Raw genomic sequence first — 24,371 nt, 5'->3', positions numbered from 1 at the left:
GAGGACGACGTGTCCGAGGGAACGGACGATCCCGCACTCTCCGCGACGGAGGAGCTGGCGCTGGCCCGGCTGGCACTCGACGAGGGCGACCTGCACCACGCCGCCGGCCACCTCGCCGGCGCGTTGGCACGGGCCCCCACCCTGCCGGAGGTGCACGAGACGCTGGCCCGGCTCGCCGCGACGAGCGGCGGTGGCCTCGACCTCTTCCCGATCAACCACCACACCTTCGTCGGTGCTGTCGTCGCCCGCGCCCACCTCCTCGCCACCGCCGGCCGCCCCGCCGAAGGGCTGGAGCTGCTGGCCGCGGCGACGTCGTACGCGCCCGGCACCGAGTGGGCCGGGGTGCCCTGGGTCACCGCGCCCGAGCTGGCCGAACGACTGGACCCGGCGCACATCGCCCGCGTCCTCATGCAGGTCTGCGCCGCGCTGCCCGACCCGGTGCCGCGGATCGGCCGGGCCCCGCTGACCCCGTACCTCACGCTCGCCCGCAACGCTGCCACCGTGCACCCCGACCACGGCCTGCTGCTGGGCGCGGCGTCCGCGCTGGCCCGGCGCCTCGGCGAGGTCGAGCTGGCGGTCCGCTGGGCCACCCGAGGGGTACGCGCACAGCCCTCGAAGATGGGCGAGGTGTGGCTCGGGTACGCGTACCGCAGCTCGGGCCGGACCCGCGACGGCCTCGCCGCCCTCGGTCGGGCCGTCGAGCTGGACCCCGACGACCTGGCGATTTACGCCGACATCGCCGGCACCCTGGCCGAGATCGGCCGGCTGGACGAGGCGTTGGAATGGACCGAGCGGGCGCTGGCGCGCGATCCGTCGTTCGACTGCGCGGTGCACACCGCCCACCGCCTGCGACACCTGCGCGACGGCGACCTCGCCCACCTTGTCGCGCTCGCCGACTTCGTGCGGGACCACCCGGACGACAGCCACGAGCACGGCGACCTGGCCCAGTGCTGCCGGGGTCGGCCCTGGCTCGGCCAACTCACCCCGGCCGGCGGGCCCCTGGTCGACGCGATGCGCCAGGCGGTGGCCGACGACGACAACGGTCTCGGCGGCGCCGTACGCCTGCCCGCCGCCGCCCCGCCGAGCGCGGTCGGGACGGCGATCTCCACAGCCCCCGGGCTGCGGATCGAGGTCGTCGGTACGCCGGAGCCCGACCCGCGCGAGCCCCGACGGGCGTCCGCCCAGCGGTTGTGGCACTACGCGGACGCGGTGCCCACGCCCGCGGTGGCGGCGCCCTCGGCGACGGCTGTCGAACGGATCGGGCAGATCGCCCACCCGGCGTGGGCACACCCACCGGCGGCGTACGACGCGGCGGTGGGTCTGGCCGGCCTCGACCTGGCCGACCTGCTCGGCCTGCTGGTGCACCCGCCGGCGGCGCCGGCCAACGCTGTGGGTCGGCTGCTGGCCGCCCACGATCCGTCGGTCTGGGTCCGTGGGGTGCAGGTGTGGGCCTGTCTGGGGCTGCTGCACCACCGCACCGACGAGCCGTGGGAAAGCTCGACCCGACGTCGGGTGCTGCTCGATCTGATCTGGGGCGTCGAGGACTGGGTCACCGAGGCGGCGCTGTTCGCCCTGGTCACCGCCGCCTGGGTGGACCCTTCGGTGCGGCCGGACGTGGCCCGGGTGGTGGCGGAGCGGCTGGCCGACGCGGCTGCCGTGGCGCGGAGCCGACCAGTCCCGATCGTCGCTTCTCTGGCGCATCTGGCTCTCGCCGCCCCGCAGTTGGATCCGGAGACGGCGGCACTGGCCACCGACCTGCTGGGCGCCCACTCCCCCCGGCTTCCCCGCCCCCGCAACCCCCTGCGCCGCCTCTGGCAACGTCTGAGCAGGGGCGCGCCGCGCCGACCGTGACGGTCGACGCGGCGCGGGTCGTGCGATGGGGTCAGGCGACCGGGGCCTTGCCGAGGGCGACCTCGGCGTCCTCCTCCGGGGTGGCCTGCGGCGGCGCCTCGTTCGCGGTGCGCAGCGGGATCTCCTTGATGAACCAGGCGAGCACCGGGATCACGATGGTGAACAGCACCGCCCAGAGGAAGACGTGCGAGATGGCGTCGGAGAGACCACCGAGCACCGCCTCGCGCGCCTGGGCCGGCAGCTCCTTGAGCTTCTCCAGGTCCATCCCGGCGCCGGCCTCGCCGCCACCGAAGGCGCGACCGCCCTCGGAGCTGGCCAGCCGGTTGGCGAAGATCGCGCCGAACAGCGAGATGCCGAACGAACCGCCGATCGACCGGAAGAAGGTGGCCGCGCCGCTGGCCGCGCCGAGGTCCTTCTGCTCCACGCTGTTCTGTGCGATCAGCATCGACGTCTGCATGAGGAAGCCCATGCCGACACCGAGCACGATCATGTACAGCGAGGACATCAGCTTGCTGGTGTCGGTGTCGAGCATGGACAGCAGCGCCATGCCCGCGGTCATCACCACACCACCGATGATCGGGTACGCCCGGTACCTGCCGTTGCGGGTGATCGCCCGGCCGATGACCAGCGAGACGACCAGCATGCCGAACATCAGTGGCAGCAGCAGCAGACCGCTGTTGGTGGCCGACGCCCCCTGCACTGTCTGCTGGTAGAGCGGCAGGAAGTTCATCGCGCCGAACATCGCGAAGCCGAGCAGGAAGCCGATCACCGAGATCAGCGCGAAGTTGCGGTTGGCGAAGAGCGCCAACGGCAGGATCGGCTCCTGGACCCGGCGTTCCACCAGGCCGAACGCCGCCAGCGCGACGACGGCCAGCACGGCCAGGCCGAGGATCTGCGCCGACGTCCAGTCGTACTCGTTGCCACCCCAGGTGGTGATGAGCACGATCGCTGTGATGCCGACCGAGAGCAGCCCGGCGCCGAGCCAGTCGATCCGGTGCTCGGTGCGGTACTTCGGGAGGTGCATCGTGGTGATCAGCACGAGCAGCGCGATGCCGCCCAGCGGCAGGTTCACGTAGAACGCCCAGCGCCAGGAGAGGTGGTCGGTGATGAATCCACCGGCCAGCGGGCCGGCGACCATGGCGATGGCCATGATGCCGGCGATCATGCCCTGGTAGCGCCCGCGCTCGCGGGGCGGGACCAGGTCACCGATGATCGCCATCACGCCGACCATGAGGCCGCCGGCGCCGAGGCCCTGCACGGCCCGGAAGGCGATGAGCTGGACCATGCCGTCCTCTGGGCCGCCGAGCATCCCCGAGCCGGCCATGCCACAGAGGGCGGAGCCGACCAGGAAGACGACCACCGAGGTCAGGAAGACCGACTTGCGGCCGTAGAGGTCACCGAGCTTGCCCCAGATCGGGGTGGAGACGGTGGTGCCCAGGACGTACGCGGTAACCACCCAGGTGAAGTGGTTGAGCCCGCCGAACTCGCCGACGATCCGCGGTAACGCGGTGCTGACGATCATATTGTCGAGCATCGCGAGCATCATCGCGATCATCAGCCCGAACAGCACGACCCGGATGTTGTTGGGTCGCGTGCCGGCCTGGGTTGCCTGAGTCATGGGTAAGCTCCCCCCGAAGATTGCCGTACTTACTTGCCGCCCGGCTAGTCACCTTACTAGCCGGACGGTAAGTTGGGTACGAGCAACGGTCAAGCCATTTGGAGGGTGTGCGTGAGCGAGAGCACAGGCGGCGGAACGCGGGAACGGATCAAGGCCGTCGCGCTCGAACTCTTCACCGAGCAGGGGTACGAGAAGACCTCGCTCCGGGAAATCGCCGAGCGCCTCAACGTGACCAAGGCCGCGCTCTACTACCACTTCAAGAGCAAGGACGACATCGTCGCCAGCTTCGTCGAGGACCGGCTGGAGGGGATGGACGCGTTGATCGCCTGGGCCGCCACCCAACCCGCCACCCTGGCCACCCGGCGCGAGCTGATCTCCCGGTACGCCGACACGATGTTCGACGGCAGCCAGCCGTCGGTGATGCGCTTCTTCGAGCAGAACCAGACCGCGCTCAAGAGCCTCTCCTCCGGGCAGAAGATGCGCGGTCGGATGTTGGAGCTGGCCGAGGCGCTCTGCCGCGGCGACGACTCCCCCGCCGCCCAACTGCGCGCCGCGTTGTCCCTGTTCGCGGTGCACACCAGCTGGTTCGCGGTCCGCGCGCCGCACATCAGCGACGACGAACGCCGCAAGCTCGCCCTGGAGGTGGCCGACGAGCTGCTGGCCGCCATCGGCACGCAGCCCGACGCCTGACCCGGCCGTGATCGTTCCGGCCCGGGCTCGTCGGTCGGCGGCTCAGCCGCGCGTCAGCTCCAGCCGCAGCCCGAGCAGGTCCACACCCGGCGCCGGTGACCAGTCCTTCTCCGGCGAACGGACGAACCCGCGCCGCGAGTAGAGCCGGTGAGCCGGATCGGCCATCCCGGCCCGGACACAGATCACCACCGCCGTGCAACCCAGCTCGGTCGCCCGGTCGACACACGCCTCCACCAACGCGGCACCGACACCCCGCCCCTGCGCGCCAGGATCGACAGCGAGCATCCGGAACTCCGCCTCGCCCGGCCCGGACAGCTCGGCGAACCGGGTGCCCGGCAGCACGAACGTCACCGAGCCGAGCACCGCCCCGGTCACCTCGTCGACAGCGACCAGCACCTCGCCGCTGACGGCTCGGGTCGACACGTCGGCCAGCACCTCGCCGTACCCGTGTTCGCCCTTGAGCTGGCCGTCCGCCTCGTACGCGGCCACTGTCAGCCGGGCCACCGCCGGGAAGTCGGCCGACTCGGCCGGACGGACCCGCAACCCGGTCAAGCGATCACCGCGATCAGGTCACCGTCCTGCACGACGTCGCCCTCGTTGACGACGAGCTGCTGGAGCACACCGTCGGACTCGGCGACGACCGGGATCTCCATCTTCATCGACTCGAGGATCACCAGGGTGTCACCTTCGGTCACCGTGTCACCCGCCGTGGCGACGACCTTCCAGACGTTGGCCACCATCTCGGCGCGGATCTCCTCGGCCATGTCCAGGCCCTCCCTCTTCGCGACGTGCCTGCCGATGTATCCAATCATGCGCCGACCGGCGATGGGCGGGCAGCGGCACAGCCGGGATGACAGGCCCGCCCTGGGGAAGGCGGCGGGTGTCGGCCGCACTACCATCAGCGGGTCGGACCCGACGCCGGACTGCCGGTGGCCGCATCCGCGCCGAGGTCGTGCGCAGGACGGATCCGACCCATCACGAGGAGGTCAGCATGGCGAAGAAGTCCCGGAAGAAGAAGGCTCGTAAGAAGAACGCCGCGAACCACGGCAAGCGTCCCAACTCCTGAACGGGTCGACGGGCCGAGCGCCCGTCGCCGCTCAACCGGCCGAGGCCGGGTACACCGGTGGCCCGGGTCGACATCGACCCGGGCCACCGGTCTTGCCAGCTGGTGCCGACGCTCGATCGGCCAGCTCAAACGCTCAGTCGGCCAGCTCACGGGAGTCGCTGGTCTCGAAGACCACCAACTCGGTGAGCTTGACCCGCAGCCGCTCACGCAGCTGATCCGGCGCGGTCTCGTTGCCACAGCAACGCGCCACCAGCGCCCGCACCTCCTGCTCCAGCCCGTACTCACGCAGGCACGGCCCGCACTCGTCCAGGTGGTGCCGGATCAGCGAGCGACGCTCGTCGGCGCACTCCAGATCCAGGTAGAGATACACCTCCGCGAGCACTTCGCGGCAGTCCGTCTCGTGCGGCTCCCCACAGCTCACGTCACACCTCCCGGCCGGCAGCGGCGGTCGAGCCCTTCGCTGAGCGGGCCGCACTGAAGCCCCGCTCCCCCGCGTAACGCTCGAGCAGCTTGCGCAGATTACGACGGCCCCGGTGCAGACGCGACATCACGGTGCCGATCGGCGTGCCCATGATGTCCGCGACCTCCTTGTAGGAGAAGCCCTCGACATCGGTGAGGTAGACGGCCAGGCGGAACTCCTCCGGCAACTGCTGGAGGGCCTCCTTGACGTCACTGTCCGGCAGCCGGTCCAGTGCCTCGGTCTCGGCCGAGCGCAACCCGCTGGAGGTGTGCGACTCGGCCTCGGCGAGCTGCCAGTCGGTGATCTCCTCGGTGGGCGCCTGGATCGGCTGGCGCTGCCGCTTGCGGTAGGAGTTGATGTAGGTGTTGGTCAGGATCCGGTAGAGCCAGGCCTTGAGGTTCGTGCCCTGCTCAAACTGGTGGAAGGCCGCGTACGCCTTCAGGTACGTCTCCTGGACCAGGTCCTCGGCATCCGCCGGGTTGCGTGTCATCCGCAGCCCAGCAGCGTAGAGCTGATCGACGAATGGCATCGCGTCCCGCTCGAATCGGGCCCTGCGCTCGTCCGTCTTCTCGGTGGTCAACCGCACATCCCCTCGCGTCGGATGCTTTCCCGCCGAGGATACGCGCACAGACCTGCCCGCAGATTCACTTCCGGCCGGTGTGCCCGTGCTCACCGCACCCACCCCGCCCGGTCCCGCCGTCGCGGGCCACTCCGGACCATCCAGCAGCCGCTTCAGCTGCCGGGCGTCCCGTTCGTCCCGTTCCAGGCTTCGTGTCTCGGTTGGCACCGGTCACCCCCCTCGCAGAAAAGTCGTCCGGGGGTAGTAACGCGAGATGACCACTGGGGCATTCCGGCCCGCCCTCCCCGTTCCTGGTCCCGGCCCCGACGGCGGCCGGCGCTGGGACCAGGAAGGGCCTGGGAGGACTGGTGTCACAGGCCCTGTTCGGGCCGGCGGCACCATCGGATGCAACGACCCGTGCCCGCGCCGGAAACGGTCGCCCCGGCGAGCCGGGCGCGACGGGTCAGTTGGCCGCCCAGCCCTGGACGGACAGCCAGTCGCGCACGGCGGCGGCGGTGCCGGCCGGATCCCGGCGCAGATCGTGCGTCTCACCGGGACGGCTCACCACCCGCACGGCCGGCCCCGGCTCCGGCGTCCCGAACGGATCCCGGTCGCCGTTGACGACCAACGTCGGCAGACCGGTGTCCAGTTCGGCGGCGCGCGAGCGTTCCGGCCGGCCGGGCGGGTGCAGTGGAAAAGCCAACGCGACCACGCCCACCGCGCCCACCGCACGGGCCGTCCGACAGGCCACCCGTGCGCCGCTGGAACGCCCACCGACCACCACCGTCGGCACGTCGGCGTGCCGGTCCCGTAGTTCGGCGAGCACCGCCGCCCAGGCCTCGTCGAGGTGACCTGCCGGTGCCGGCGCACGTCGACCGGCGACCCGGTAGGGCTGGGTCACCCGGACCACCGCCAGACCGGCCGCCACCGACGCGTCCCGGACCGCGAGCAGGTCGGGCGCGTCGACGCTGCCGCCCGCGCCGTGCCCGAGCACGAGCAGGGCGGTGGCCGGGCGGACCGGCAGGTCGGTGTCGATCCGCGCCGGACCGCGCGGGGTGTCGATCTCGTTGCTGGCTGGCACCGGCCCATTCTGCGCCGCCGGACGGGCGTCAGGTGCGAACCCGGCCGCCGATCAGCTCAGCGGGACCAGGGCGAGCAGACGATCGCGCACCGGCGGGCCGGCGTCGTCGATGGCGTCCGGGTCGGGTTCGACCTCGCCGCGCCAGGCGACCAGCATCGCCCGTCGTTCCCGCGGCGTGGTGCCGCCCCACACGCCGTGGCAGTCACCGACGTCGAGGGCCCAGGCCAGGCAGGACCCCTGCACGTCACAACTGCGACACAGCGCGACGGCGGCGTCCGCCGGCTCGTTCGGTGCCGGAAAGAATGTCTCCGGATCGACGCTCTGGCAGGTTCCCCTGGTGCGCCACGCGTCGTCCTTTTGCCGCTCTCGCACGGCCCGCAGCAGTCGCGGATCTCGCCGCGCCGCCGCCACCTCGTGCGGGCGCGGCATACGTGCCCGTGTCATCCGCCCACCTCCCCCGTGGGACCGGCAAAATCTGTGGACGTCGTCCGCCCCGTGCGGATCGACAGCCACTACCGGCGCTGTGTTCTATCGCACTTCACAACACCGAGACAAGAGTCTGCCGGGAACATGACTGAACAGTCAGGAGACGAATCGCGCGGAACCCTGGCAAATCGGCGGCCGACGATGCACAGAGCGTCAGAACAGAGTCAACTCCTGCGGTGTCACCGTCGGCGCCACCGCCACCCGGGCGGTCAACTGCGGCCCGTCGTTACGAACGTCTCCCACCGCCGCACCCACCGGGCGGATCTCCAACCCCGCCAACTGCTCCGCCGACGCCGGAGCGAGCAGCCGCCCCGGCTCGTCGGTCGGCGCTAGCCACGACGACCAACGCTCGGGTGGCAGGAGCACCGGCATCCGGTCGTGCACCTCGGTCAGGTCGCCGAGCGCCGCAGTGGTCAGCACGCTGAAGGTGAGCCGGCTCTCCGCGTCGGACTCCCAGACCGACCAGATGCCCGCCAGCGCGAGCACCGACCCGTCCCGGGGAGTCATGAAGTACGCCTGTCGTCCGCCGTCGGGCAGCCGGACCCACTCGTACCAGCCGTCGGCCGGGACCAGGCAACGGCGACGGGAGAAGGAGCCGGCGTACGCCCGGCTGGTGGCCACCGTCTCCGCCCGGGCGTTGATCATGCGGGCGGCTCCCGAGGCGGACCGGGACCAGTGCGGCAGCAGACCCCAGCGGCCGACACAGAGGCTGCGGTGCCCCTCCGGGCTGACCCGGACCAGTGGCACCGGGTCGGTCGGCGCGACGTTGTGATCCGCTCGGACCAGGCCGCCGGAGTCGTCGGACGACTCGAACAGCGCGCTCAGCTCGCCGGAGCTCCGAGTGGTCGCGTACCTGCCGCACATGGGGCACACGCTAACGCGTCGGAGGCCCCGTCGGCTGTCCCGCCAACCGGGAGTACGAGCGCCGGGCGCCGCCGTCCACCCGCCGACACGGCAGAATGTAACCGTGGGGAACCTGACAGCGACCCGGCCGCCGCAGCCGTGGACCGCACCGACCGCATCCGACCCGGTGGCGGCGACGCTGCGCCTGCCCGGTTCCAAATCGATGACCGCCCGGGCCCTGGTGCTCAGCACGCTGGCCGCAGGCCCGTCGACCCTGGCCCGGCCACTGCGCGCCCGCGACACCGAGTTGATGGCCGCCGGCCTGCGGGCGATGGGCGCGCACGTCTCGATCAGCGACGACGAGCGCTGGCTGGTCCGACCGCACCCGCTGGCCGGCCCCGCGCACGTCGATGTGGGCCTGGCCGGCACAGTGATGCGGTTCGTGCCGCCGGTGGCCGGGCTGGCCGACGGGCCGGTCACCTTCGACGGCGACCCGTACGTGCGCACCCGGCCGCTCGGCCCGCTGGTCGGCGCACTGCGTTCGCTGGGTGTCCGGATCGACGTCACCGGCACCGGCAGCCTGCCGCTGACAGTGTTCGGCACCGGTGGGGTCACCGGCGGCGAGGTGGTGATCGACGCCTCGGTGTCCAGCCAGTTCGTCTCCGCGTTGCTGCTGGCCGCCCCGCGCTTCGACCGGGGCGTCGTGGTCCGCCACGTCGGCCCCCCGGTGCCCTCCGCGCCGCACCTGCGGATGACGGTGCGGATGCTGCGGGCCGCCGGCGCGGCCGTCGACGACGGCACCCCCGACGTGTGGACCGTCGAGCCCGGCCCGCTCACCGGGCGCGGCTGGGACATCGAGCCGGACCTCTCCGGCGCTGTGCCGTTCTTCGCCGCCGCCCTGGTCACCGGCGGCGAGGTCACCCTGCAGGGTTGGCCGCACAGCAGCGCGCAGCCGGTCGAGAAACTCCGCTCCCTGTTGCAGCGGATGGGCGGCGAGGTCACCCTCTCCACCAACGGGCTGACCGTCCGGGGCACCGGCGTGGTGCACGGTCTGACCGCCGACCTCTCCGACGTCGGCGAGCTGACCCTCGTGCTGACCGCGCTGGCCATGCTGGCCGACTCGCCGTCGGTCTTCACCGGCGTCGGGCACATCCGTGGCCACGAGACCGACCGGCTCGCCGCGCTCGCGCGCGAGTTCGGCGGGCTCGGCGCGGACATCACCGAGACACCGGACGGGTTGGAGATCCGGCCCCGACCACTGCGCGGCGGGCTCTTCCGCACCTACCACGACCACCGGATGGCGCACGCGGCAGCGGTGGCCGGGCTGGCCGTTCCGGGTATCGAGGTGGACGACGTGGGGTGTACCTCCAAGACCATGCCCGAGTTCCCGGCACTATGGTCAGCGATGGTGACCGGTAAGAGCTGACGCGAGAAGAGGACAGGTCCTGGCGACCAAACGGCGGGAGTACGACGAGGACGACGTGCGGGTCCGGCCCGGAAAGTCGTCGCGCCCGCGTACGCGCACCCGCCCACAGCACGCCGACGCGGTCGACGGGTTCGTCATCGCCGTCGACCGAGGGCGCTACCAGTGCGTGCTGGCCGGGGCCGAGCGCGGCGTCGTCGGCGCCGAACTGCCCACGGTCACTGCCATGCGGGCCCGCGAGCTGGGCCGCAAGTCGGTGGTGGTCGGTGACCGGGTCAGCCTGGTCGGTGACACGTCCGGCGCGGAGGGCGCGCTCGCCCGCATCGTCCGGATCGCCGAGCGCCGTTCGGTGCTGCGCCGCACCGCCGACGACGACGAGACCACCGCCGAGGGTCGGCTGGAACGGGTCGTGGTGGCCAACGCGGACCAGTTGGTGATCGTCAGCGCGTTGGCCGACCCACCGCCGCGCACCGGGTTCATCGACCGCTGCCTGGTGGCCGCGTACGACGCGGACGTCGAGCCGCTGCTCTGCCTCACGAAGGCCGACCTGGCCGGGCCGGAGGAGGTGCTCGGCTACTACACCGAGCTGGAGCTGCCGTACGTGCTCAACCGCCCCGACTCCGACCTCGACGCGCTCCGTGCGCTGCTCAGCGGCAAGGTGTCGGTGCTGGTCGGGCACTCCGGCGTGGGCAAGTCGACGCTGGTCAACCGCCTCGTTCCGGACGCGCTGCGTGCTGTCGGCGTGGTCAGCGCGATCGGTCGGGGCCGGCACACCTCGACCAGCGCTGTGGCGCTGCGGCTGCCACCGGCGCCCGGGATCGACACCGACCCGGGCTGGATCATCGACACCCCCGGGATCCGCAGCTTCGGGTTGGCGCACGTCTCGGCCGACAGCCTGCTGCACGGCTTTCCGGACCTGGTCGAGGGCACTGTCGACTGCCCACCGAACTGCCCCCACACTGCCGACGAGGCCGACTGTGGGCTGGACGCCTGGGTGGCCGCCGGTAAGGCCGACCCGCGCCGGCTGGCGTCGTACCGTCGGTTGCTCGCCTCCCGGGCCGGCGAGGGCGACTCGCGGGGCGACAGCGACCAGCGCGGGCCCGGCGAGGGTGACCGGCGCGGGCCCGACGAGTGACCCGACGGGCGTGGGCTAGGTTGCCGGCATGACCGGGTACGCCGATGACCTCGCCCTCGCCCACCTGCTCGCCGACCGGGCCGATGCCATTGCCACGGCCCGGTTCCGCGCGCTCGACCTGCGCGTCGAGGCGAAGCCCGACCTGACCCCGGTCTCCGACGCGGACACCGCCGTGGAGCGGGAGATCCGCGCCCTGCTGGCCGAGCGACGACCGGCCGACGGCCTGCTCGGTGAGGAGTACGGCGCGCAGCCGTCCGCCGACCCGAACGGCCGTCGCTGGATCATCGACCCGATCGACGGCACCAAGAACTTCGTCCGTGGCGTACCGATCTGGGCCACGCTGATCGCGCTCTACGACGGCGACCGGCCGGCGGTCGGCGTGGTGTCCGCACCAGCGCTCGGACGACGCTGGTGGGCCAGCGCGGGCGCGGGCGCGTACGCCGGGCCGAGCCCCGACGCCGGCGAACGGATCGGTGTGTCAGCGGTGCGTGGGGTAGCGGACGCCAGCTTCTGCTACTCCTCGCTGAACGGGTGGGAGGACGCCGGGCGGCTCGACGCGGTGCTCGACCTGATGCGGGACAGCTGGCGTAACCGGGCGTACGGCGACTTCTACGGCTACATGCTGTTGGCCGAGGGCGCACTGGACGTGATGGCCGAACCGGAGCTGTCGCTGTGGGACGTGGCGGCGCTGGTGCCGATCATCACGGAGGCGGGTGGCACGGTCACGGATCTGACCGGACAACCAGCCCCCGCCGGCGCTCCGGGCACCGACAGCAGCGTGGTGGCCACCAACGGTGTGCTGCACGCCGACATCCTCGCCCGCCTCAATCGACCAGCCGAGCGCTGACCCCCGGCAACCTCTATCCTCGCCAGGTGGTCTCCTCCGGTTGGTGCTTTCTCGCGGCGATGATCGTCGCGTACGGCTTCGCCAACCTGCTCCAGTCGGTGGCGGCGGCCCGCACCACCGTCCACCACACCTTCGATCCGGGCCTGCTGCTGCGCCTCGCCGGGCACCGGACGTACCTGATCGGCCTCGGCTGTCAGATCGGCGGCTTCGTGCTCGCCTTCCTGGCCCGACGGGACCTGCCGCTGTTCCTCGTGCAGGCCAGCGTGGCCGCCGGGCTCGGGGTGACCGCCATCCTCGGGGTGCTGGTGCTCAAGTGGCGGCTGCCTGCGGCGGAGGTGGTGCTGCTGGCGCTGCTCTTCGCGGGGATCACCGCGCTGGTGCTGTCCGCCCGGCCGGCGCCGTCGAAGCAGCTCGGCACCGCCGGTGCGATCGCCCTGCTGGTGGCGCTAGGCGTGATCGCGGTGCTCGGTGTCTTCGCCGTCCGGCTGCACGGGGCGCCGGGTTCGGTGGCCCTCGGCGCACTCGCCGGGCTGGCGTTCAGCTCGGCCGCGGTCGCCGCCCGGCCACTGGCATCCGCGCCGTCCGCCGAGGCGTTCCTCGCCGACCCGCTGTTCTACCTGCTGATCGTCCACTCGATCGTCGGTCAGCTGCTGCTCGGTCTGGCCATGCAGCGCGGCTCGACGACGGCCGCTGTCGCCGCGATGGACGCGGCCGGTGCGGTGCCGGCCGCGATCGTCGGCCTGCTGCTGCTCAACGACAAGATCTGGCCGGGGCGGGAGTGGCTGGCCGCGGCCGGCTTCCTGGTCACCCTGGCCGCGGTGATCGGCCTGACCCGGTACGCCGAACCGCAGCAGCACCGCTCGGTGGCGCGCCGTCGCGACCGCGCCATGGTCGGTGCCGGTCGGCCGGGCTGACCATCCGGCACCGCACCACGGCAAGAGCTCCCACAGCACCGCCAGCTCAGGCCTCGACCGGCTTGCGGCGACTCACCACCCGCTCGTAGAGACGCTCCAACGCCCCGGCGGTCCGCTCCCAGGTGTAGCTGCTGCGCACCCGGTCCACAGCGGCGTGCCCGTACGCGAACCGGCCGGCGTTGTCGGCGAGCAGCCGGCGCAGCGACACTCCGAGTGCCCGTACGTCACCGGGGGGCACCAGGCGGCCGGTGACCTCGTCGACGACGGCGTCCGCCAGGCCGCCCATCGCGTAGCCGATCACCGGCACCCCGCAGGCCATCGCCTCCAGCGAGACCCGCCCGGCCGAGGAGTAGTGCGGCGTGCAGGCGACCACGTCCGCCGACCGGTACCAGGTGGCCATCTGGTCGTGCGGCACCGCCCCGACGAGCCGTACCTGGTCGACGACGCCGAGCTGTTCGGCCAGCTCGCGCAGCCGTCGCGCCTCGGCGTGGTTGGCCAACTGGTCGGCCGGCGGCCCACCGGCGATGACCAGCTCGGCGTCACCGACCAGCCGCATTGCCCGGATCAGGTCCTCCTGGCCGTGCCCGGCGGCCAGCGAGCCCACCGAGAGGATGCGGGGCCGCTGTTCGCGCGGTGCGGCCTCACCGTCGGGGTGGAACAGGTCGATGTCGACGCCGGCCGGCACCAACGCGACAGAGCTGCGTTGCAGACCCATCCGGGTCAGCTCGTCGACCTCGTCGTTGGACTGGGCCACAGCGATGTCGACAGCCCGGGTCAACGCGCGCTCCAGCGTGATCCGCTGGCCCGGCCCGTCGTAGTGGCCGCCCAGGTGGCGCAGCTGCTCGATGCCGAGCGAGTGGAACGTCTGCACCACCGGAATGTCGGTCTCCCGAACAGCGTGAGCGGCGGCCAGGCCACCGACCCAGTAGTGCCCGTGCACCACCTCGGGCCGCCAGGCCCCCGACCAGTCGTCGGCCAGCCAGCGGCCGACCTCCGTCACGTACGGGATCAGCTCGGCGGTGGGCAGTGGGGTGGGCGGGCCGGCGGGCACCTGGTGCACCTGGTAGCCGTCGACGGTCGCCGTCGCCGGTAGCGTCGGGTCGTCCCGGCGCACGTAGAGCCGGACGTCATGGCCTCGCTCGGCCAACTCGGCGGCGACCCTCGCGGTGTGCTGTCGGGTGCCGACCGGCGGGCCGTCGGCGTGGCGGTAGGAACTGGCGTGCGCGCAGACGAGGCCGACGCGCATGGGTCACCTCCCTGCGATCTTTCCTCGGCGGTGGTCCTCCCGGTCAGAGCGTCCCATTAACCCCGCGACGCTGAGCCGAAACCTGGCAGATCCGGAAGAGTCAGCGCGAGTGCCACCGACACTTGCGCCACGGCAAGCACATGCGACACCTGACAGCACGGTTCGACAATGATCGACAAGCCGTCGGCGGTGTGACCAGGCCCGGCCGGGGGTACCGCCCAGGAATGCCGCTGACCCGCAGTCTCGACGATTCGACCGTGGTGATCACCGGCGCGTCCAGCGGGATCGGCACGGCGACCGCGTACGCACTGGCCCGCCGGGGTGCCGCCGTCGTGCTGGCCGCCCGCAGCGAGCCCGCCCTGCAACAGGTCGCGCAGCGCTGCCGGGAGTTGGGCGGCCAAGCGCTGGCAGTGCCGACCGACGTCACCGACCTGGAGTCGGTGCGGCGGCTTGCCGAGCAGGCGGCGGCCGAGTTCGGCCGGATCGACGCCTGGGTGAACAACGCCGCGGTGAGCGCCGTGGGGCTGTTCGACGAGATCCCGGTCGCCGAGTTCCGCCGGGTGCTGGAGGTCAACCTGCTCGGGGCGGTGCACGGCATCAAGGCAGCTCTGCCCTACCTGGGTGCCGCCGGTGGCGGCGTGCTGGTCAACAACGCCTCGGTGCTGGCCGAGGTGGCCATGCCGTACCAGTCGGCGTACAACGCCACCAAGCACGGCATCCGCGGGCTGGCCGACACCGTCCGACAGGAGCTGCGGGTGACCGGTCGCGGTCACATCTCCGTCTGCACTGTGCTGCCCGCCACGATCGACACCCCGTTCTTCCGGCACACCGGCAACCACAGCGGCCGGGAGCTGGTGCCGCCTCCACCGATCTACCCGCCGGAGGTGGTCGCCGAGACCATCGTCCGGCTGCTGCGCCGGCCCCGCCGCGAGGCGTACGCCGGCGGCGCGGCCCGGCTGATCGGCCTCCAGTGGCGGCTGGCGCCCGCGCTGGTGGAGCGCACCCTCGGCTGGTACGCCCACCGCACCCAGTTCGGCCCGGGCGCCCGGATGGACAGCAGCGGCAACGTGTTCCACGCCGATGCTCAGGCGCGCCAGGACGGTGGCTGGCACGGTCGCCGGCGACAGTTGGTGCGGATGAGCGCCGCGTTCGGTCTGGCCGCCGCCGGCACCGCTGTCGGCACCCTGGCGGCCATCAACCGCCGCTCCCGGTCGGACCGCTGATGGCCGATGTCGAGCGCCCGAATGCGCTCACCGTCACCGGCGCGCACAATGGGGCGATCATGTCGAGCTGTCTCGTGGAAATCGACGAGTCGTCAGCGGTGGTCCGGCTGACCGGGGTGCTCGATGCCGCCGGTGCCGAGGCGTTACGCGGCGCGCTGCTCGCCCGTCTCGTGGCCCGGCCCGGCCCGGTGGTGGCCGACGTGTCCGGCCTGCGGGTCGTCGACCCGTCCGGGCGGAGCGTCTTCGCCGAGGTACGCCGGGAGGTCGCCGACTGGCCCGCCGCGGACCTGCTGCTGTGTGACCCGGCGGTCGACGGGCCCGCCCACCCGGACGCCGCGCTCGCCGGAGTGCCGGCCTGGCCGACGCTCGACGGGGCGCTGGCCGCTGTCGCGGCGACACCACTGGCGGCGGTGCTCACCGCCGAACTGGCCCCGGTGGTGGGAGCCGCCCGCCAGGCGCGCGAGCTGGTCGCCACGGGTTGCGAGCGCTGGGGCATGCCGATGCTCACGGACCCGGCGTGCATCGCGGTCACCGAGATGGTCAACAACGTGGTGGCGCACGCCCGGACCCCGATGACGGTTCGGCTGGCGCCCCAGGACAGCACCTTGCACCTGGCGGTTCGCGACCACTCCCCGCGTCAGCCGACGTTCGCCGGGATATCGCCGCCGACCCGGGTCGGCGGGCGGGGGCTGCTGCTGATCGACACGGTGACCCGCCGCTGGGGCAGCAGTGCCGTACCGGACGGCAAGGTCGTCTGGTGTGTGCTGCACCCCGACGACGAGGCCGCCTGACGGGGGCTTTCGCCATCGGCGCGCGGTTCGGCGACGTACCGCCGGAGGCCGCCCGGTTATGGCGGCAGGGCAGCGGGTAGTGATCAGACATGCGCGACAACGAGTACCCGACCCCCCTGTCCGACACCGAGGCGCAAGGGCTGCCCGACACCGCCGATGACGACTCGACCGCCAACGACGACGTCCTCACCGGGCGCGAGGCGGACGGCCCGGACCCGGCCCAACTGCCTGGCGATCGGACGCCGGTGGCGGTGGACCGGTTCGGAACGACCGCCGAGGAGCAGCTCGACGGTGAGTCGTTGGACTACAAGCTCGACCGCGAGGTCTACGAGCGCCCGGCGGACGACCCGCTGGCCGGCACCATCGACCCGAAGATCGCCTTCGAGGCGGACAATCTGGAAGCCGCGGCGGAGGCGCAACTGGACGCCGACGTGATGGATCCCGGCCCGACCTCGGACCCGAACTCGCCGGTCTCCCTCTACGACCACGGTCAGCTCGGCACGGTGGCCGACGCCACTGTGGGCCGGCTGGTGGAACCGGACGAGGGGTCGCACACCGACCAGGAGACCGACTCGGTGGCGTACGACGCCGGATCCGCCGGGGGCGGAGCGAGCGCCGAGGAGTTGGCCATCCACGAGACGGAGCCGCCGCGCTCGGTCTGACGTCCGCTCAGTCGTCCAGGCCGCGTTCGATGGCGTACCGGGTCAGCTCGACCCGGTTGTGCAGTTGCAGCTTGCCCAGGGTGTTCTGCACGTGGTTCTGCACGGTGCGGTGCGACAGGCCGAGCCGCTGGGCGATCTGCTTGTACGACATCCCCTTCGCCACCAGCCGCAGCACCTCCGTCTCCCGTTCGGTGAGCTGGGGCGTCGCTGGTTCGGCAGCGCCGGCCGGGCCGCTCCCCCGCCCCGGTCCGGCGGCCAGCCGGCGGTACTCGCCGAGCACCAGCCCGGCCAGGCCAGGGGTGAAGACCGCGTCGCCGGCCGCGGTGCGGTGCACCGCCTCCAGGAACTCGGCGGGCGCTGTCGACTTCACCAGGTAACCGGTGGCCCCGGCCTTGACCGCGTCCAGCACGCTCTGCTGTTCGCCGCTGGCGCTGAGCATCAGCACCCGTACGGCGGGCAGCGCCGCACGCAGCCCCAGGATCACCTCGACGCCGGAGATGTCGGGTAGTTGCAGGTCGAGGACGACGACGTCGGGCCGGGCGGCGGCGGCCACCCGGATGGCCTGTCGTCCCTCGCCGCTGGTCGCCACCACCAGGAAGCCGGCCTCGGTCAGATCGCGGGCCACGCCCTCCCGCCACATCGGATGGTCGTCCACCACCATCACCCGGATCGGGTTCGCCGCGGTCACCTCGGCACGCTCAGCTCGATCTCGGTGCCCGCCTCGGGGGCCGACATGATCCGCACCGTCCCGCCCACGTCGGCCACCCGGCCCCGGATCGACTGGGTCACGCCGAGCCGACCCTGGGCGGCGGCCTCGTCCAGCCGACCGTCCGGGATACCGGGCCCCTCGTCGCGGATCGACACGGTCACCGTCGCCCCCTCGTCCTCGATCAGCACCCAGGCGCGCCCGCCGGCGTGCCGCCCCACGTTGTCCAGCGCCGCACCGGTCGCGGCGGCCAACTCTCCGGCCACCCGTCGGGGCAGCGGCACCGGGGTGGCCGGGGCGGAGAGCGCCACCGCCGCCGAGGCGTACCGGCCGAGCAGGGTCCGCAGGTCCACGGCCTCGCCGCCGTCCGGGAGGCTCGCGGCGGCCGGGCCGGCGCCGGCGATCAGCGCCCGCAGGGCAACCTCCTGCTCGCCGGCCAGCCGGGCCAGCTCACCGGCCTCGCCGGGCAGGTCGGCGCCGCGTCGCTGCACCAGCGCCAGCACCTGGAGCACGGAGTCGTGAATGTCCCGGGCCAGCCGCTCCCGCTCCCGGGTGGCGGCCTCCAGCTCCACCGCGCGCTGCAACCGCTCCTCGGCGCTCGCCGCCAGCCGGGCCACGTGCCCGACCACCACCCCGGCGAGCAGCATCAGGATCACCCCGGTGAACGAGGACTGGCCGATCCGCTCCCGGGTGGCCAGGTCCGCGCCGGCGACCAGCAGCGCGGCGACGGTGCCCCGCCGCCGGCCCCCGGAGACGGCCCAGGCCAGCACCGGGCCGGCCATCCAGGCCACCCCGAGGGTGGGTACGCCGTGGGTGAGCGCCGTCCGGCCGACCACCCACGGGGTGGCCAGCACGATGGCCATGACGACTCCGAGGTCGGCCAGCAGCAGCGGCCAGCGCCGCCAGGTCGGTCGGGCGTACCCGATCGCTGTCGCGCCGGTCCAGGCGATCATCAGAAGGATCAGGGCGCCGACGGCGTACGGGTGGGCGTACCGGTCGGCGTCGCGCACCGCGAGCGCGCAGACGTACGCCAGGGAGGCCAGCCTGAACACTGCGAGCGCACGCCACAGCGGCACCTCGAACCCACCCGACGGCGACGGCATGGCGGTCAGGATGCCATAACCGGGCCGGGCGCACGGCGAGCAGCGAGTGCGGTTCGGGAAACCCTGACGTACGGTGGAAAAGCCGCGAAATACTCCGAGATGCGCCGCCGGGACGGGCCCATGACGAACGCAGATCCGCACGCACCGCGTACGGTTGTGCCCATCGAACCTGCCCTCCTGATCGCCGAAGCCTTTGACCAGGCCCAGGTGACCGAGATTCGACACTCGGTCACCTCCTGCGCCCATGCCTCGGGTCTCAGTGGCCAACGGCTGGACGACTTCGTGCTCGCGATCAACGAGTTGATCACCAACGCGGTGCGCCACGGCGGCGGGCGCGGGTGGCTGCGGCTCTGGCACGAGTCCGGTGTGCTGGTCTGCGAGGTCGCCGATCACGGGCACGGGATCAGCCCGCAGCGGCTGGGTGATCGCAGTCGACCGACCCCGGACACCGCCGGTGGCTGGGGCCTCTGGCTGGCCCGCGAGCTGACCGACGCGATGGAGGTCGTCACCGGCACCGTCGGCACCACAGTCCGCATCACAACGGGCCTGAACAACCACAACCCCACCCCCCGCTAGCCCCCCGCCCCACCCCACCCCGCCCCGCCCCGCCACACCGATCATGGAGTCGTGGTGGGCGACAGCTCCACATGCGCCCCTTATGCGGGGCACCACAACTCCATGATCGACGCGGGCCAGGCCGGACGTTGCGGCGATCTTGCGTTTTCGGTTGTCGGAATGAGGGGACTAGTCCCTTATGTCGCGACAGAAACCGCAAGATCGCGCGGACCGGCGGCGAGGGCGCGCGGGGGCGAGGGGCCGCGGGGGCGGGTTAGGCGAAGAGGGCGGAGACGGATTCTCCGTTGTGGATTCGGCGCGTCGCCTCGGCCAGTGCGGGGGCCACCGACAGGACCTGCAACTTGGGAACCCGCTTGGCGGCCGGGATGGGCACCGTGTTGGTGCAGACGATCTCCAGGACGCCGTCCTGGTCGCTGAGCCGCTGCAAGGCGTCGCCGGAGAAGAGGCCGTGGGTGCAGGCGAGCCGGATCGACCGGACCTTCAGGCCGCGCAGATGCTCCATCAGCTCGACCACGGTGCTGCCCTTGGCGATCTCGTCGTCCAGCACGATGACGTCCCGGTCCGCCACGTCGCCGATCACCGCACTGATCTTGACCAGGTCGTCGCTGAACCGCTGCTTCGCACCGGCCGCGACAGGCGTGCCGAGCAGCCGGGCGAACGCCGCCGCCTCCTTGGCGTTGCCCAGGTCGGGCGAGACCACCACCGTGTTGCTGAGGTCGTAGCGCCGGAAGTGGGTGGCCAGCTCCCGCAGCGCGTGCAGGTGATCCACCGGGACGCTGAAGAAGCCGTGCACCTGCGGCGAGTGCAGTGTCATCGCGAGCACCCGGTCGGCTCCGGCCGAGGTGAGCAGGTCAGCGACGAGCCGCGCGCCGATCGAGATCCGCGGCGCGTCCTTCTTGTCCGACCGGGCGTACGCGTAGTGCGGCAGCACCACGGTGATCCGACCGGCGGAGGCGCCCCGGGCGGCGTCGATCATCAGCAGCAGCTCGACCAGGTGCTCCTGCACCGGCGGCACCAACGGCTGGATCAGGAAGACGTCCCGCTCCCGGCAGTTGGCCTGCAACTGGACTTCCAGACAGTCGTTGGCGAACCGGGAGACCCGCACCGGGTGCAGCGGCACCCCCAGATGGGCGCAGATCTCGGCAGCCAGGTCGGGATGGGCGGTTCCACTGAAAACTGCGATGTCGCGCACGTTCGCACATCGTAGGGGAAGCCGACGGCCGCCGACGGCTGCGGGGCGGAACCCGCCGTGACGCCTGTCGCGCCGCGCCGCCGTCCGGGTACGGTGCTGCGGTGACCCCCCAGTACGTCGCCGCCATCGACCAGGGCACCACCTCCTCGCGGTGCATCGTCTTCGACCGGGCCGGGGACATCGTCGCCGTGGCCCAGCGCGAGCACCGGCAGATCTTCCCCCGACCGGGTTGGGTGGAGCACGACGCCGAGGAGATCTGGGACAACGTCCAGCAGGTGGTCGCCGAGGCGCTGCGGGCCGCCGGCACCGACACGTCCGGGTTGGCCGCCGTCGGCATCACCAACCAGCGGGAGACCACAGTCGTCTGGGACCGGGCCACCGGCCGTCCGGTGGCCAACGCCATCGTCTGGCAGGACACCCGGACCGGGCCGCTGCTGCGCGAGCTCGCCTCGGCGTACGGCGAGGAGCGGTTCCGGGCCCGCACGGGCCTGCCGCTGGCCACCTACTTCGCCGGGCCGAAGCTGCGCTGGCTGCTCGACGAGGTGGACGGCCTGCGCGAGCGCGCCGAGCGCGGCGAGGTGCTCTTCGGCACCATGGACAGCTGGCTGATCTGGAAGCTGACCGGCGAGCACGTCACCGACGTGACAAACGCCAGCCGGACCATGCTGATGGACCTCACGACCCTGGACTGGGCCCCGGAGCTGCTGGACGCGATGGGCGTTCCGGCGGCGATGCTGCCGGAGATCCGCTGCTCCGCCGAGGTGTACGGCACGGCCAGCGGGGTGCTCGCCGGGGTGCCGGTGGCCAGTGCGCTCGGCGACCAGCAGGCCGCCCTGTTCGGGCAGACCTGCTTCCAGCCGGGTGAGGCGAAGTGCACCTACGGCACCGGCAGTTTCCTGCTGCTCAACACCGGCGCCAGCCCGGTCCCGTCGACGCACGGCCTGCTCACCACTGTCGCCTACCGGATCAAGGACCAACCACCGGCGTACGCCCTCGAAGGCGCCATCGCGGTCACCGGCTCGCTGGTGCAGTGGCTGCGGGACAACCTCGGGCTGATCTCCACCGCCGCCGAGGTGGAGGAGTTGGCCCGCACCGTGGACGACAACGGCGGCTGTTACGTGGTGCCGGCGTTCTCGGGGCTGTTCGCTCCGCACTGGCGCAGCGACGCCCGCGGGGTGATCGCCGGGCTCACCGGCTACATCACCAAGGGGCACCTGGCGCGTGCGGTGCTGGAGGCGTCGGCCTGGCAGACCCGCGAGGTGGTCGACGCGATGAACGCCGACTCGGATGTGGCGCTGCGCCGTCTCCGGGTGGACGGCGGGATGACCGCCAACGGCCTGCTCATGCAGTTCCTCGCCGATGTGCTCGACGTGCCGGTGGTCCGTTCCCGGATCACCGAGACCACCTGTCTGGGCGCCGCGTACGCGGCCGGGCTGGCTGTCGGCTTCTGGCCGGACCTGGCCACCCTGCGGGCGCAGTGGCGCTCCGACGCGCAGTGGAAGCCGGCCATGGCCCCGGACCTGCGCGAGAAGGAGCTGCGCCAGTGGCGCAAGGCCGTGCAGCGCACCCTCGACTGGGTGGAGTGACAGCCGCTGCGGCGGTCACTCCCAGCGGTTGCCGGTGAGCTTCTCGTAGACGTCGACGTAGCGAGCCCGGGTCGCCTCGACCACCTCGGCCGGCATGTCCGGGGCGGGGGCCTGCTTGTTCCAGCCGCTGCCGGTGGCCCAGTCCCGCACGTACTGCTTGTCGTAGGAGAACTGCACCCGGCCCGGCTGGTACGACTCGGCCGGCCAGAACCGCGACGAGTCGGAGGTGAGCAACTCGTCGGCGAGGACCAGGGTGCCGTCCGGCGCCCAACCCAGCTCGATCTTGGTGTCGGCGACCAGGATGCCCCGGTCGGCGGCCAGCTCGGCGCCGCGCCGGTAGATGTCGATGGTGATCTGCCGGAGCCGCTCGGCGGTGGCCTGACCCACCTTGTCCACCACGTCGTCGTACGTGATGGGCTCGTCGTGCTCGCCCATCGGGGCCTTGCTCGACGGCGTGAAGATCGGTTCGGGCAGGATCGACGCCTCGCCGAGCCCTCGCGGCAGTGGCACGCCGGAGACCGCGCCGGTCTGCTCGTACTCCCGCAGGCCGCCACCGGTCAGGTAACCGCGAGCGACACACTCGACCGGAACCATGTCCAGCCGCTGGCAGCGGATGGCCCGTCCGGCGAACTCGGCGGGCACGTCGGTGGCCGAGATGACGTGGTTCGGCACCAGGTCGGCGAGCTGCTCGAACCACCAGAGCGAGAGCGCGGTGAGCAGGCGACCCTTGTCCGGGATCGGTGTCGGCAGCGCCACGTCGTAGATCGAGATGCGATCCGAGGCCACCAGGATCAGGTCGTCGCCGTCGGCGTAGACGTCCCGGACCTTGCCCGAGTGCAGAAGTTCCACGCGCCCTAGTACACCACGCGACATTGGGCGGGCCTGATTCGACCACCCGACCGAGGGTGACCGGACGGACGTTGACACCTTCGTGCGCTGCCTGCGTGAATGGTCCGACCGCCACCCCCGTAGGTCCAGGAGAGCCCCGTGCCCCTTGTTCGACCCCAGCTCGTCCGCCTCGGCGCCGACCCGGGCCGGCGCCGACTGCTCGGCGCGCTGCTCGGCGCACCTCTGCTCGCGTCCGGTGGGCTGGCGGGGTGCAGCGACGGCGCCGCCACCTCGACCCAGGACGGGCCCGTCGAGCTGTCGGTCTTCTGGTGGGGTGGCACCAAGCGGGCCGAGCTCACCGAGAAGGCGCTGCGGCTCTACTCCGATCGCAACCCCCGGGTCACCTTCCGGGTCACCTGGCAGGGCGCCGACGGCTACTACGACCGGCTGGCCACCCAGGCGGGCGGCGGGAACGTACCGGACCTGATCCAGATCGACGACGCCATGCTGACCGAGTACACCCAACGTCAGGTCATCCTCGACCTCACCGACCACCACCTGGATCTTCGGGGCCTGCCGGAGGGTCTGATCCGCTACGGCACCGTGGAGGGGCGGACGATGGCGGTGGCCGCCGGGCAGACCCATGCCGTCGTGGTGTTCAACCGGGACCTGCTGCGGGAGCTGGAGATGCCGGAGCCGCGCGCCGGGATGACCTGGGCCGACTACATCTCCTGGGCCACGCAGGTCACCGAGGCCAGCGACCGTCGGGTGGCCGGCACCATGGACGGGTCGGGCGACTACCGGGCGCTCTGGCTCTGGCTGCGATCGCAGGGCGGCGAGTTCTACCGGGGCAACCAGCTCGGCTTCGGCGCGGACGAGCTGATCGCCTGGTTCGAGTTGTGGCAGCGGGCCCGCCGGGGCCGTGCCACGCCGAGCGCGGCCCTGGTCGAGCAGGCCGACAGCGGCGAGCCGGCCCGGCAACTGGTGGTGAGCGGGGTGACGGCGGCGTCCTTCGCCTGGTCGCACCAGCTACCGGAGCTGCAACGACTCACCGAGTCCGAGTTGGGCATCGTCGGCGTTCCCGGCCCACCGGGCGCGCAGTGGGCACGAGCGTCGATGTACTGGGCGGCGTTCAGGGGCACCCGCCACCCCGACACGGTCGCCGACGTGATCAACTTTCTGACCACCAACGGTGAGGTCGGCGCCGTTCTCGGCCACGAGCGTGGGCTGAACGCCAGTGCCGCGGTCCGCCGCTACGCCGACGGCAGCATCACCGACCCGGCCCAGCGACGTGCCGCCGATTTCGGCGCCAGCATCGCCGACCTGCTCGGGCCGGCGCCGGCGCCGCCGCCCAAGGGGCACGCCAAGGTGCGCACCCTGCTGGTCACCGCCGCCGAGCGCATCCGCGTCAAACGCGACGGCACCCGCGAGGCCACCGCGCGCTTCCTGTCCCAGGCCATCGCGGCCCTGGCGGTGTGAACACCG

General features: G+C 72.3%; 24 protein-coding genes and 2 pseudogenes. 13 read left to right on the top strand and 13 right to left on the bottom strand.

Annotated features, from left to right (window positions below; translation table 11 throughout):
- The first annotated feature begins 9 nt into the window (after nt 1-9).
- On the top strand, nt 10-1,851 hold the full coding sequence (locus NIE79_RS07525) for a tetratricopeptide repeat protein (protein ID WP_238677843.1): 1,842 nt from the start codon (nt 10-12) through the stop codon (nt 1,849-1,851).
- 31 nt (nt 1,852-1,882) lie between these two features.
- On the opposite strand, the gene NIE79_RS07520 is transcribed toward NIE79_RS07525, so the two are convergent.
- Nucleotides 1,883-3,469, bottom strand: a complete 1,587-nt coding sequence (locus NIE79_RS07520; RefSeq protein ID WP_238677842.1) for an MDR family MFS transporter — start codon at nt 3,467-3,469, stop codon at nt 1,883-1,885.
- 105 nt (nt 3,470-3,574) lie between these two features.
- On the opposite strand from NIE79_RS07520, the pseudogene NIE79_RS07515 reads away from it, so the two are divergent.
- Nucleotides 3,575-4,301, top strand: a pseudogene (locus NIE79_RS07515) (TetR/AcrR family transcriptional regulator).
- Here the strand turns inward: NIE79_RS07515 and NIE79_RS07510 are convergent.
- Both NIE79_RS07510 and NIE79_RS07505 read right to left on the bottom strand, forming a co-directional pair.
- Nucleotides 4,202-4,711 (bottom strand): GNAT family N-acetyltransferase, encoded by a 510-nt coding sequence (locus NIE79_RS07510; protein ID WP_238677840.1) that lies wholly within the window; start codon nt 4,709-4,711, stop codon nt 4,202-4,204. The pseudogene NIE79_RS07515 and the gene NIE79_RS07510 overlap by 100 nt on opposite strands.
- A complete protein-coding gene (locus NIE79_RS07505; protein ID WP_181518367.1) occupies nt 4,708-4,929 on the bottom strand; it encodes a biotin/lipoyl-binding carrier protein in 222 nt (73 codons plus the stop codon). Before NIE79_RS07505 ends, NIE79_RS07510 begins: the two co-directional genes overlap by 4 nt.
- An 80-nt stretch (nt 4,930-5,009) precedes the next feature.
- Here NIE79_RS07505 and NIE79_RS34195 point away from each other — a divergent pair, with 80 nt between their 5' ends.
- A complete protein-coding gene (locus NIE79_RS34195) occupies nt 5,010-5,225 on the top strand; it encodes a 50S ribosomal protein bL37 (protein WP_372471419.1) in 216 nt (71 codons plus the stop codon).
- Between the two features lie 133 nt (nt 5,226-5,358).
- Here the strand turns inward: NIE79_RS34195 and rsrA are convergent, their stop codons facing one another.
- From rsrA to NIE79_RS07475, 5 genes are all read right to left on the bottom strand, one after another.
- Nucleotides 5,359-5,646 carry a mycothiol system anti-sigma-R factor gene (gene rsrA, locus NIE79_RS07495; RefSeq protein WP_030490399.1) on the bottom strand — a complete coding sequence of 96 codons (288 nt, stop codon included), beginning with the start codon at nt 5,644-5,646 and terminating at the stop codon, nt 5,359-5,361.
- Nucleotide 5,647: 1 nt separating this feature from the next.
- On the bottom strand, nt 5,648-6,472 hold the full coding sequence (locus tag NIE79_RS07490; RefSeq protein WP_112583674.1) for a sigma-70 family RNA polymerase sigma factor: 825 nt from the start codon (nt 6,470-6,472) through the stop codon (nt 5,648-5,650).
- Nucleotides 6,473-6,707: 235 nt separating this feature from the next.
- Nucleotides 6,708-7,325, bottom strand: coding sequence for an alpha/beta hydrolase family protein (locus NIE79_RS07485; RefSeq protein WP_238677838.1), 618 nt, complete (start codon nt 7,323-7,325; stop codon nt 6,708-6,710).
- A 51-nt stretch (nt 7,326-7,376) separates the two neighbouring features.
- The gene (locus NIE79_RS07480; RefSeq protein ID WP_112681315.1) at nt 7,377-7,769 is read right to left on the bottom strand and encodes a WhiB family transcriptional regulator; all 393 of its coding nucleotides are present in this window, start codon (nt 7,767-7,769) and stop codon (nt 7,377-7,379) included.
- Between the two features lie 195 nt (nt 7,770-7,964).
- Nucleotides 7,965-8,675: an SOS response-associated peptidase gene (locus NIE79_RS07475; protein WP_238677837.1), complete on the bottom strand. Its 711-nt coding sequence runs from the start codon at nt 8,673-8,675 to the stop codon at nt 7,965-7,967.
- Nucleotides 8,676-8,778: 103 nt separating this feature from the next.
- On the opposite strand from NIE79_RS07475, the gene aroA reads away from it, so the two are divergent.
- The 4 genes and pseudogenes from aroA (at nt 8,779) to NIE79_RS07455 (ending at nt 13,062) form a co-directional block, all read left to right on the top strand.
- A complete protein-coding gene (aroA, locus tag NIE79_RS07470; RefSeq protein ID WP_238677836.1) occupies nt 8,779-10,080 on the top strand; it encodes a 3-phosphoshikimate 1-carboxyvinyltransferase in 1,302 nt (433 codons plus the stop codon).
- A 223-nt stretch (nt 10,081-10,303) separates the two neighbouring features.
- Nucleotides 10,304-11,212, top strand: a complete 909-nt coding sequence (gene rsgA, locus NIE79_RS07465; protein WP_372471421.1) for a ribosome small subunit-dependent GTPase A — start codon at nt 10,304-10,306, stop codon at nt 11,210-11,212.
- Nucleotides 11,213-11,240: 28 nt separating this feature from the next.
- Entirely contained in the window at nt 11,241-12,059 is an 819-nt protein-coding gene (hisN, locus tag NIE79_RS07460) for a histidinol-phosphatase (RefSeq protein ID WP_238677835.1), read from the top strand.
- Between the two features lie 59 nt (nt 12,060-12,118).
- A pseudogene (locus NIE79_RS07455) lies at nt 12,119-13,062 on the top strand (DMT family transporter).
- Here the strand turns inward: NIE79_RS07455 and NIE79_RS07450 are convergent.
- A complete protein-coding gene (locus tag NIE79_RS07450) occupies nt 13,020-14,219 on the bottom strand; it encodes a glycosyltransferase (RefSeq protein ID WP_238677833.1) in 1,200 nt (399 codons plus the stop codon). The pseudogene NIE79_RS07455 and the gene NIE79_RS07450 overlap by 43 nt on opposite strands.
- A gap of 224 nt (nt 14,220-14,443) precedes the next feature.
- On the opposite strand from NIE79_RS07450, the gene NIE79_RS07445 reads away from it, so the two are divergent.
- From NIE79_RS07445 to NIE79_RS07435, 3 genes are all read left to right on the top strand, one after another.
- On the top strand, nt 14,444-15,442 hold the full coding sequence (locus NIE79_RS07445) for an SDR family oxidoreductase (RefSeq protein ID WP_238677832.1): 999 nt from the start codon (nt 14,444-14,446) through the stop codon (nt 15,440-15,442).
- Nucleotides 15,442-16,233, top strand: a complete 792-nt coding sequence (locus NIE79_RS07440; protein ID WP_238677831.1) for an ATP-binding protein — start codon at nt 15,442-15,444, stop codon at nt 16,231-16,233. Before NIE79_RS07445 ends, NIE79_RS07440 begins: the two co-directional genes overlap by 1 nt.
- Before the next feature lie 89 nt (nt 16,234-16,322).
- Nucleotides 16,323-16,895 (top strand): DUF5709 domain-containing protein, encoded by a 573-nt coding sequence (locus NIE79_RS07435; RefSeq protein ID WP_238677830.1) that lies wholly within the window; start codon nt 16,323-16,325, stop codon nt 16,893-16,895.
- Between the two features lie 7 nt (nt 16,896-16,902).
- On the opposite strand, the gene NIE79_RS07430 is transcribed toward NIE79_RS07435, so the two are convergent.
- Both NIE79_RS07430 and macS read right to left on the bottom strand, forming a co-directional pair.
- A complete protein-coding gene (locus tag NIE79_RS07430; RefSeq protein WP_238677869.1) occupies nt 16,903-17,556 on the bottom strand; it encodes a response regulator in 654 nt (217 codons plus the stop codon).
- 23 nt (nt 17,557-17,579) lie between these two features.
- Nucleotides 17,580-18,704, bottom strand: coding sequence for a MacS family sensor histidine kinase (gene macS, locus NIE79_RS07425; RefSeq protein WP_238677829.1), 1,125 nt, complete (start codon nt 18,702-18,704; stop codon nt 17,580-17,582).
- A gap of 120 nt (nt 18,705-18,824) precedes the next feature.
- On the opposite strand from macS, the gene NIE79_RS07420 reads away from it, so the two are divergent.
- Entirely contained in the window at nt 18,825-19,280 is a 456-nt protein-coding gene (locus tag NIE79_RS07420; RefSeq protein WP_238677828.1) for an ATP-binding protein, read from the top strand.
- A gap of 253 nt (nt 19,281-19,533) precedes the next feature.
- On the opposite strand, the gene NIE79_RS07415 is transcribed toward NIE79_RS07420, so the two are convergent.
- Nucleotides 19,534-20,472: a ribose-phosphate diphosphokinase gene (locus NIE79_RS07415; protein ID WP_112623539.1), complete on the bottom strand. Its 939-nt coding sequence runs from the start codon at nt 20,470-20,472 to the stop codon at nt 19,534-19,536.
- A gap of 101 nt (nt 20,473-20,573) precedes the next feature.
- Here NIE79_RS07415 and glpK point away from each other — a divergent pair, with 101 nt between their 5' ends.
- A complete protein-coding gene (gene glpK / locus NIE79_RS07410; protein ID WP_238677827.1) occupies nt 20,574-22,058 on the top strand; it encodes a glycerol kinase GlpK in 1,485 nt (494 codons plus the stop codon).
- A gap of 15 nt (nt 22,059-22,073) precedes the next feature.
- On the opposite strand, the gene NIE79_RS07405 is transcribed toward glpK, so the two are convergent.
- Nucleotides 22,074-22,907 (bottom strand): phosphoribosylaminoimidazolesuccinocarboxamide synthase, encoded by an 834-nt coding sequence (locus tag NIE79_RS07405; protein ID WP_238677826.1) that lies wholly within the window; start codon nt 22,905-22,907, stop codon nt 22,074-22,076.
- 138 nt (nt 22,908-23,045) lie between these two features.
- Here NIE79_RS07405 and NIE79_RS07400 point away from each other — a divergent pair, with 138 nt between their 5' ends.
- Nucleotides 23,046-24,365, top strand: a complete 1,320-nt coding sequence (locus tag NIE79_RS07400) for an ABC transporter substrate-binding protein (RefSeq protein WP_238677825.1) — start codon at nt 23,046-23,048, stop codon at nt 24,363-24,365.
- The last annotated feature ends 6 nt before the right edge of the window (nt 24,366-24,371 follow it).

Origin of the sequence: Micromonospora trifolii, assembly GCF_022229005.1 — a bacterium.
Classification (GTDB): domain Bacteria; phylum Actinomycetota; class Actinomycetes; order Mycobacteriales; family Micromonosporaceae; genus Micromonospora; species Micromonospora trifolii.
Note: the sequence above shows the minus strand (reverse complement) of the source record. Positions and strands in the feature narration are given on the sequence as shown.

Excerpts from the sequence above, each read along its gene's own strand:
- NIE79_RS07520 (WP_238677842.1), bottom strand. The coding sequence starts at position 3,469 with ATGACTCAGGCAACCCAGGCCGGCACGCGACCCAACAACATCCGGGTC.
- NIE79_RS34195 (WP_372471419.1), top strand. The coding sequence starts at position 5,010 with ATGACAGGCCCGCCCTGGGGAAGGCGGCGGGTGTCGGCCGCACTACCA.
- NIE79_RS07480 (WP_112681315.1), bottom strand. The coding sequence starts at position 7,769 with ATGACACGGGCACGTATGCCGCGCCCGCACGAGGTGGCGGCGGCGCGG.
- NIE79_RS07475 (WP_238677837.1), bottom strand. The coding sequence starts at position 8,675 with ATGTGCGGCAGGTACGCGACCACTCGGAGCTCCGGCGAGCTGAGCGCG.
- rsgA (WP_372471421.1), top strand. The coding sequence starts at position 10,304 with ATGCGGGCCCGCGAGCTGGGCCGCAAGTCGGTGGTGGTCGGTGACCGG.
- hisN (WP_238677835.1), top strand. The coding sequence starts at position 11,241 with ATGACCGGGTACGCCGATGACCTCGCCCTCGCCCACCTGCTCGCCGAC.
- NIE79_RS07450 (WP_238677833.1), bottom strand. The coding sequence starts at position 14,219 with ATGCGCGTCGGCCTCGTCTGCGCGCACGCCAGTTCCTACCGCCACGCC.
- NIE79_RS07445 (WP_238677832.1), top strand. The coding sequence starts at position 14,444 with ATGCCGCTGACCCGCAGTCTCGACGATTCGACCGTGGTGATCACCGGC.
- NIE79_RS07440 (WP_238677831.1), top strand. The coding sequence starts at position 15,442 with ATGGCCGATGTCGAGCGCCCGAATGCGCTCACCGTCACCGGCGCGCAC.
- NIE79_RS07435 (WP_238677830.1), top strand. The coding sequence starts at position 16,323 with ATGCGCGACAACGAGTACCCGACCCCCCTGTCCGACACCGAGGCGCAA.
- NIE79_RS07430 (WP_238677869.1), bottom strand. The coding sequence starts at position 17,556 with ATGGTGGTGGACGACCATCCGATGTGGCGGGAGGGCGTGGCCCGCGAT.
- macS (WP_238677829.1), bottom strand. The coding sequence starts at position 18,704 with ATGCCGTCGCCGTCGGGTGGGTTCGAGGTGCCGCTGTGGCGTGCGCTC.
- NIE79_RS07420 (WP_238677828.1), top strand. The coding sequence starts at position 18,825 with ATGACGAACGCAGATCCGCACGCACCGCGTACGGTTGTGCCCATCGAA.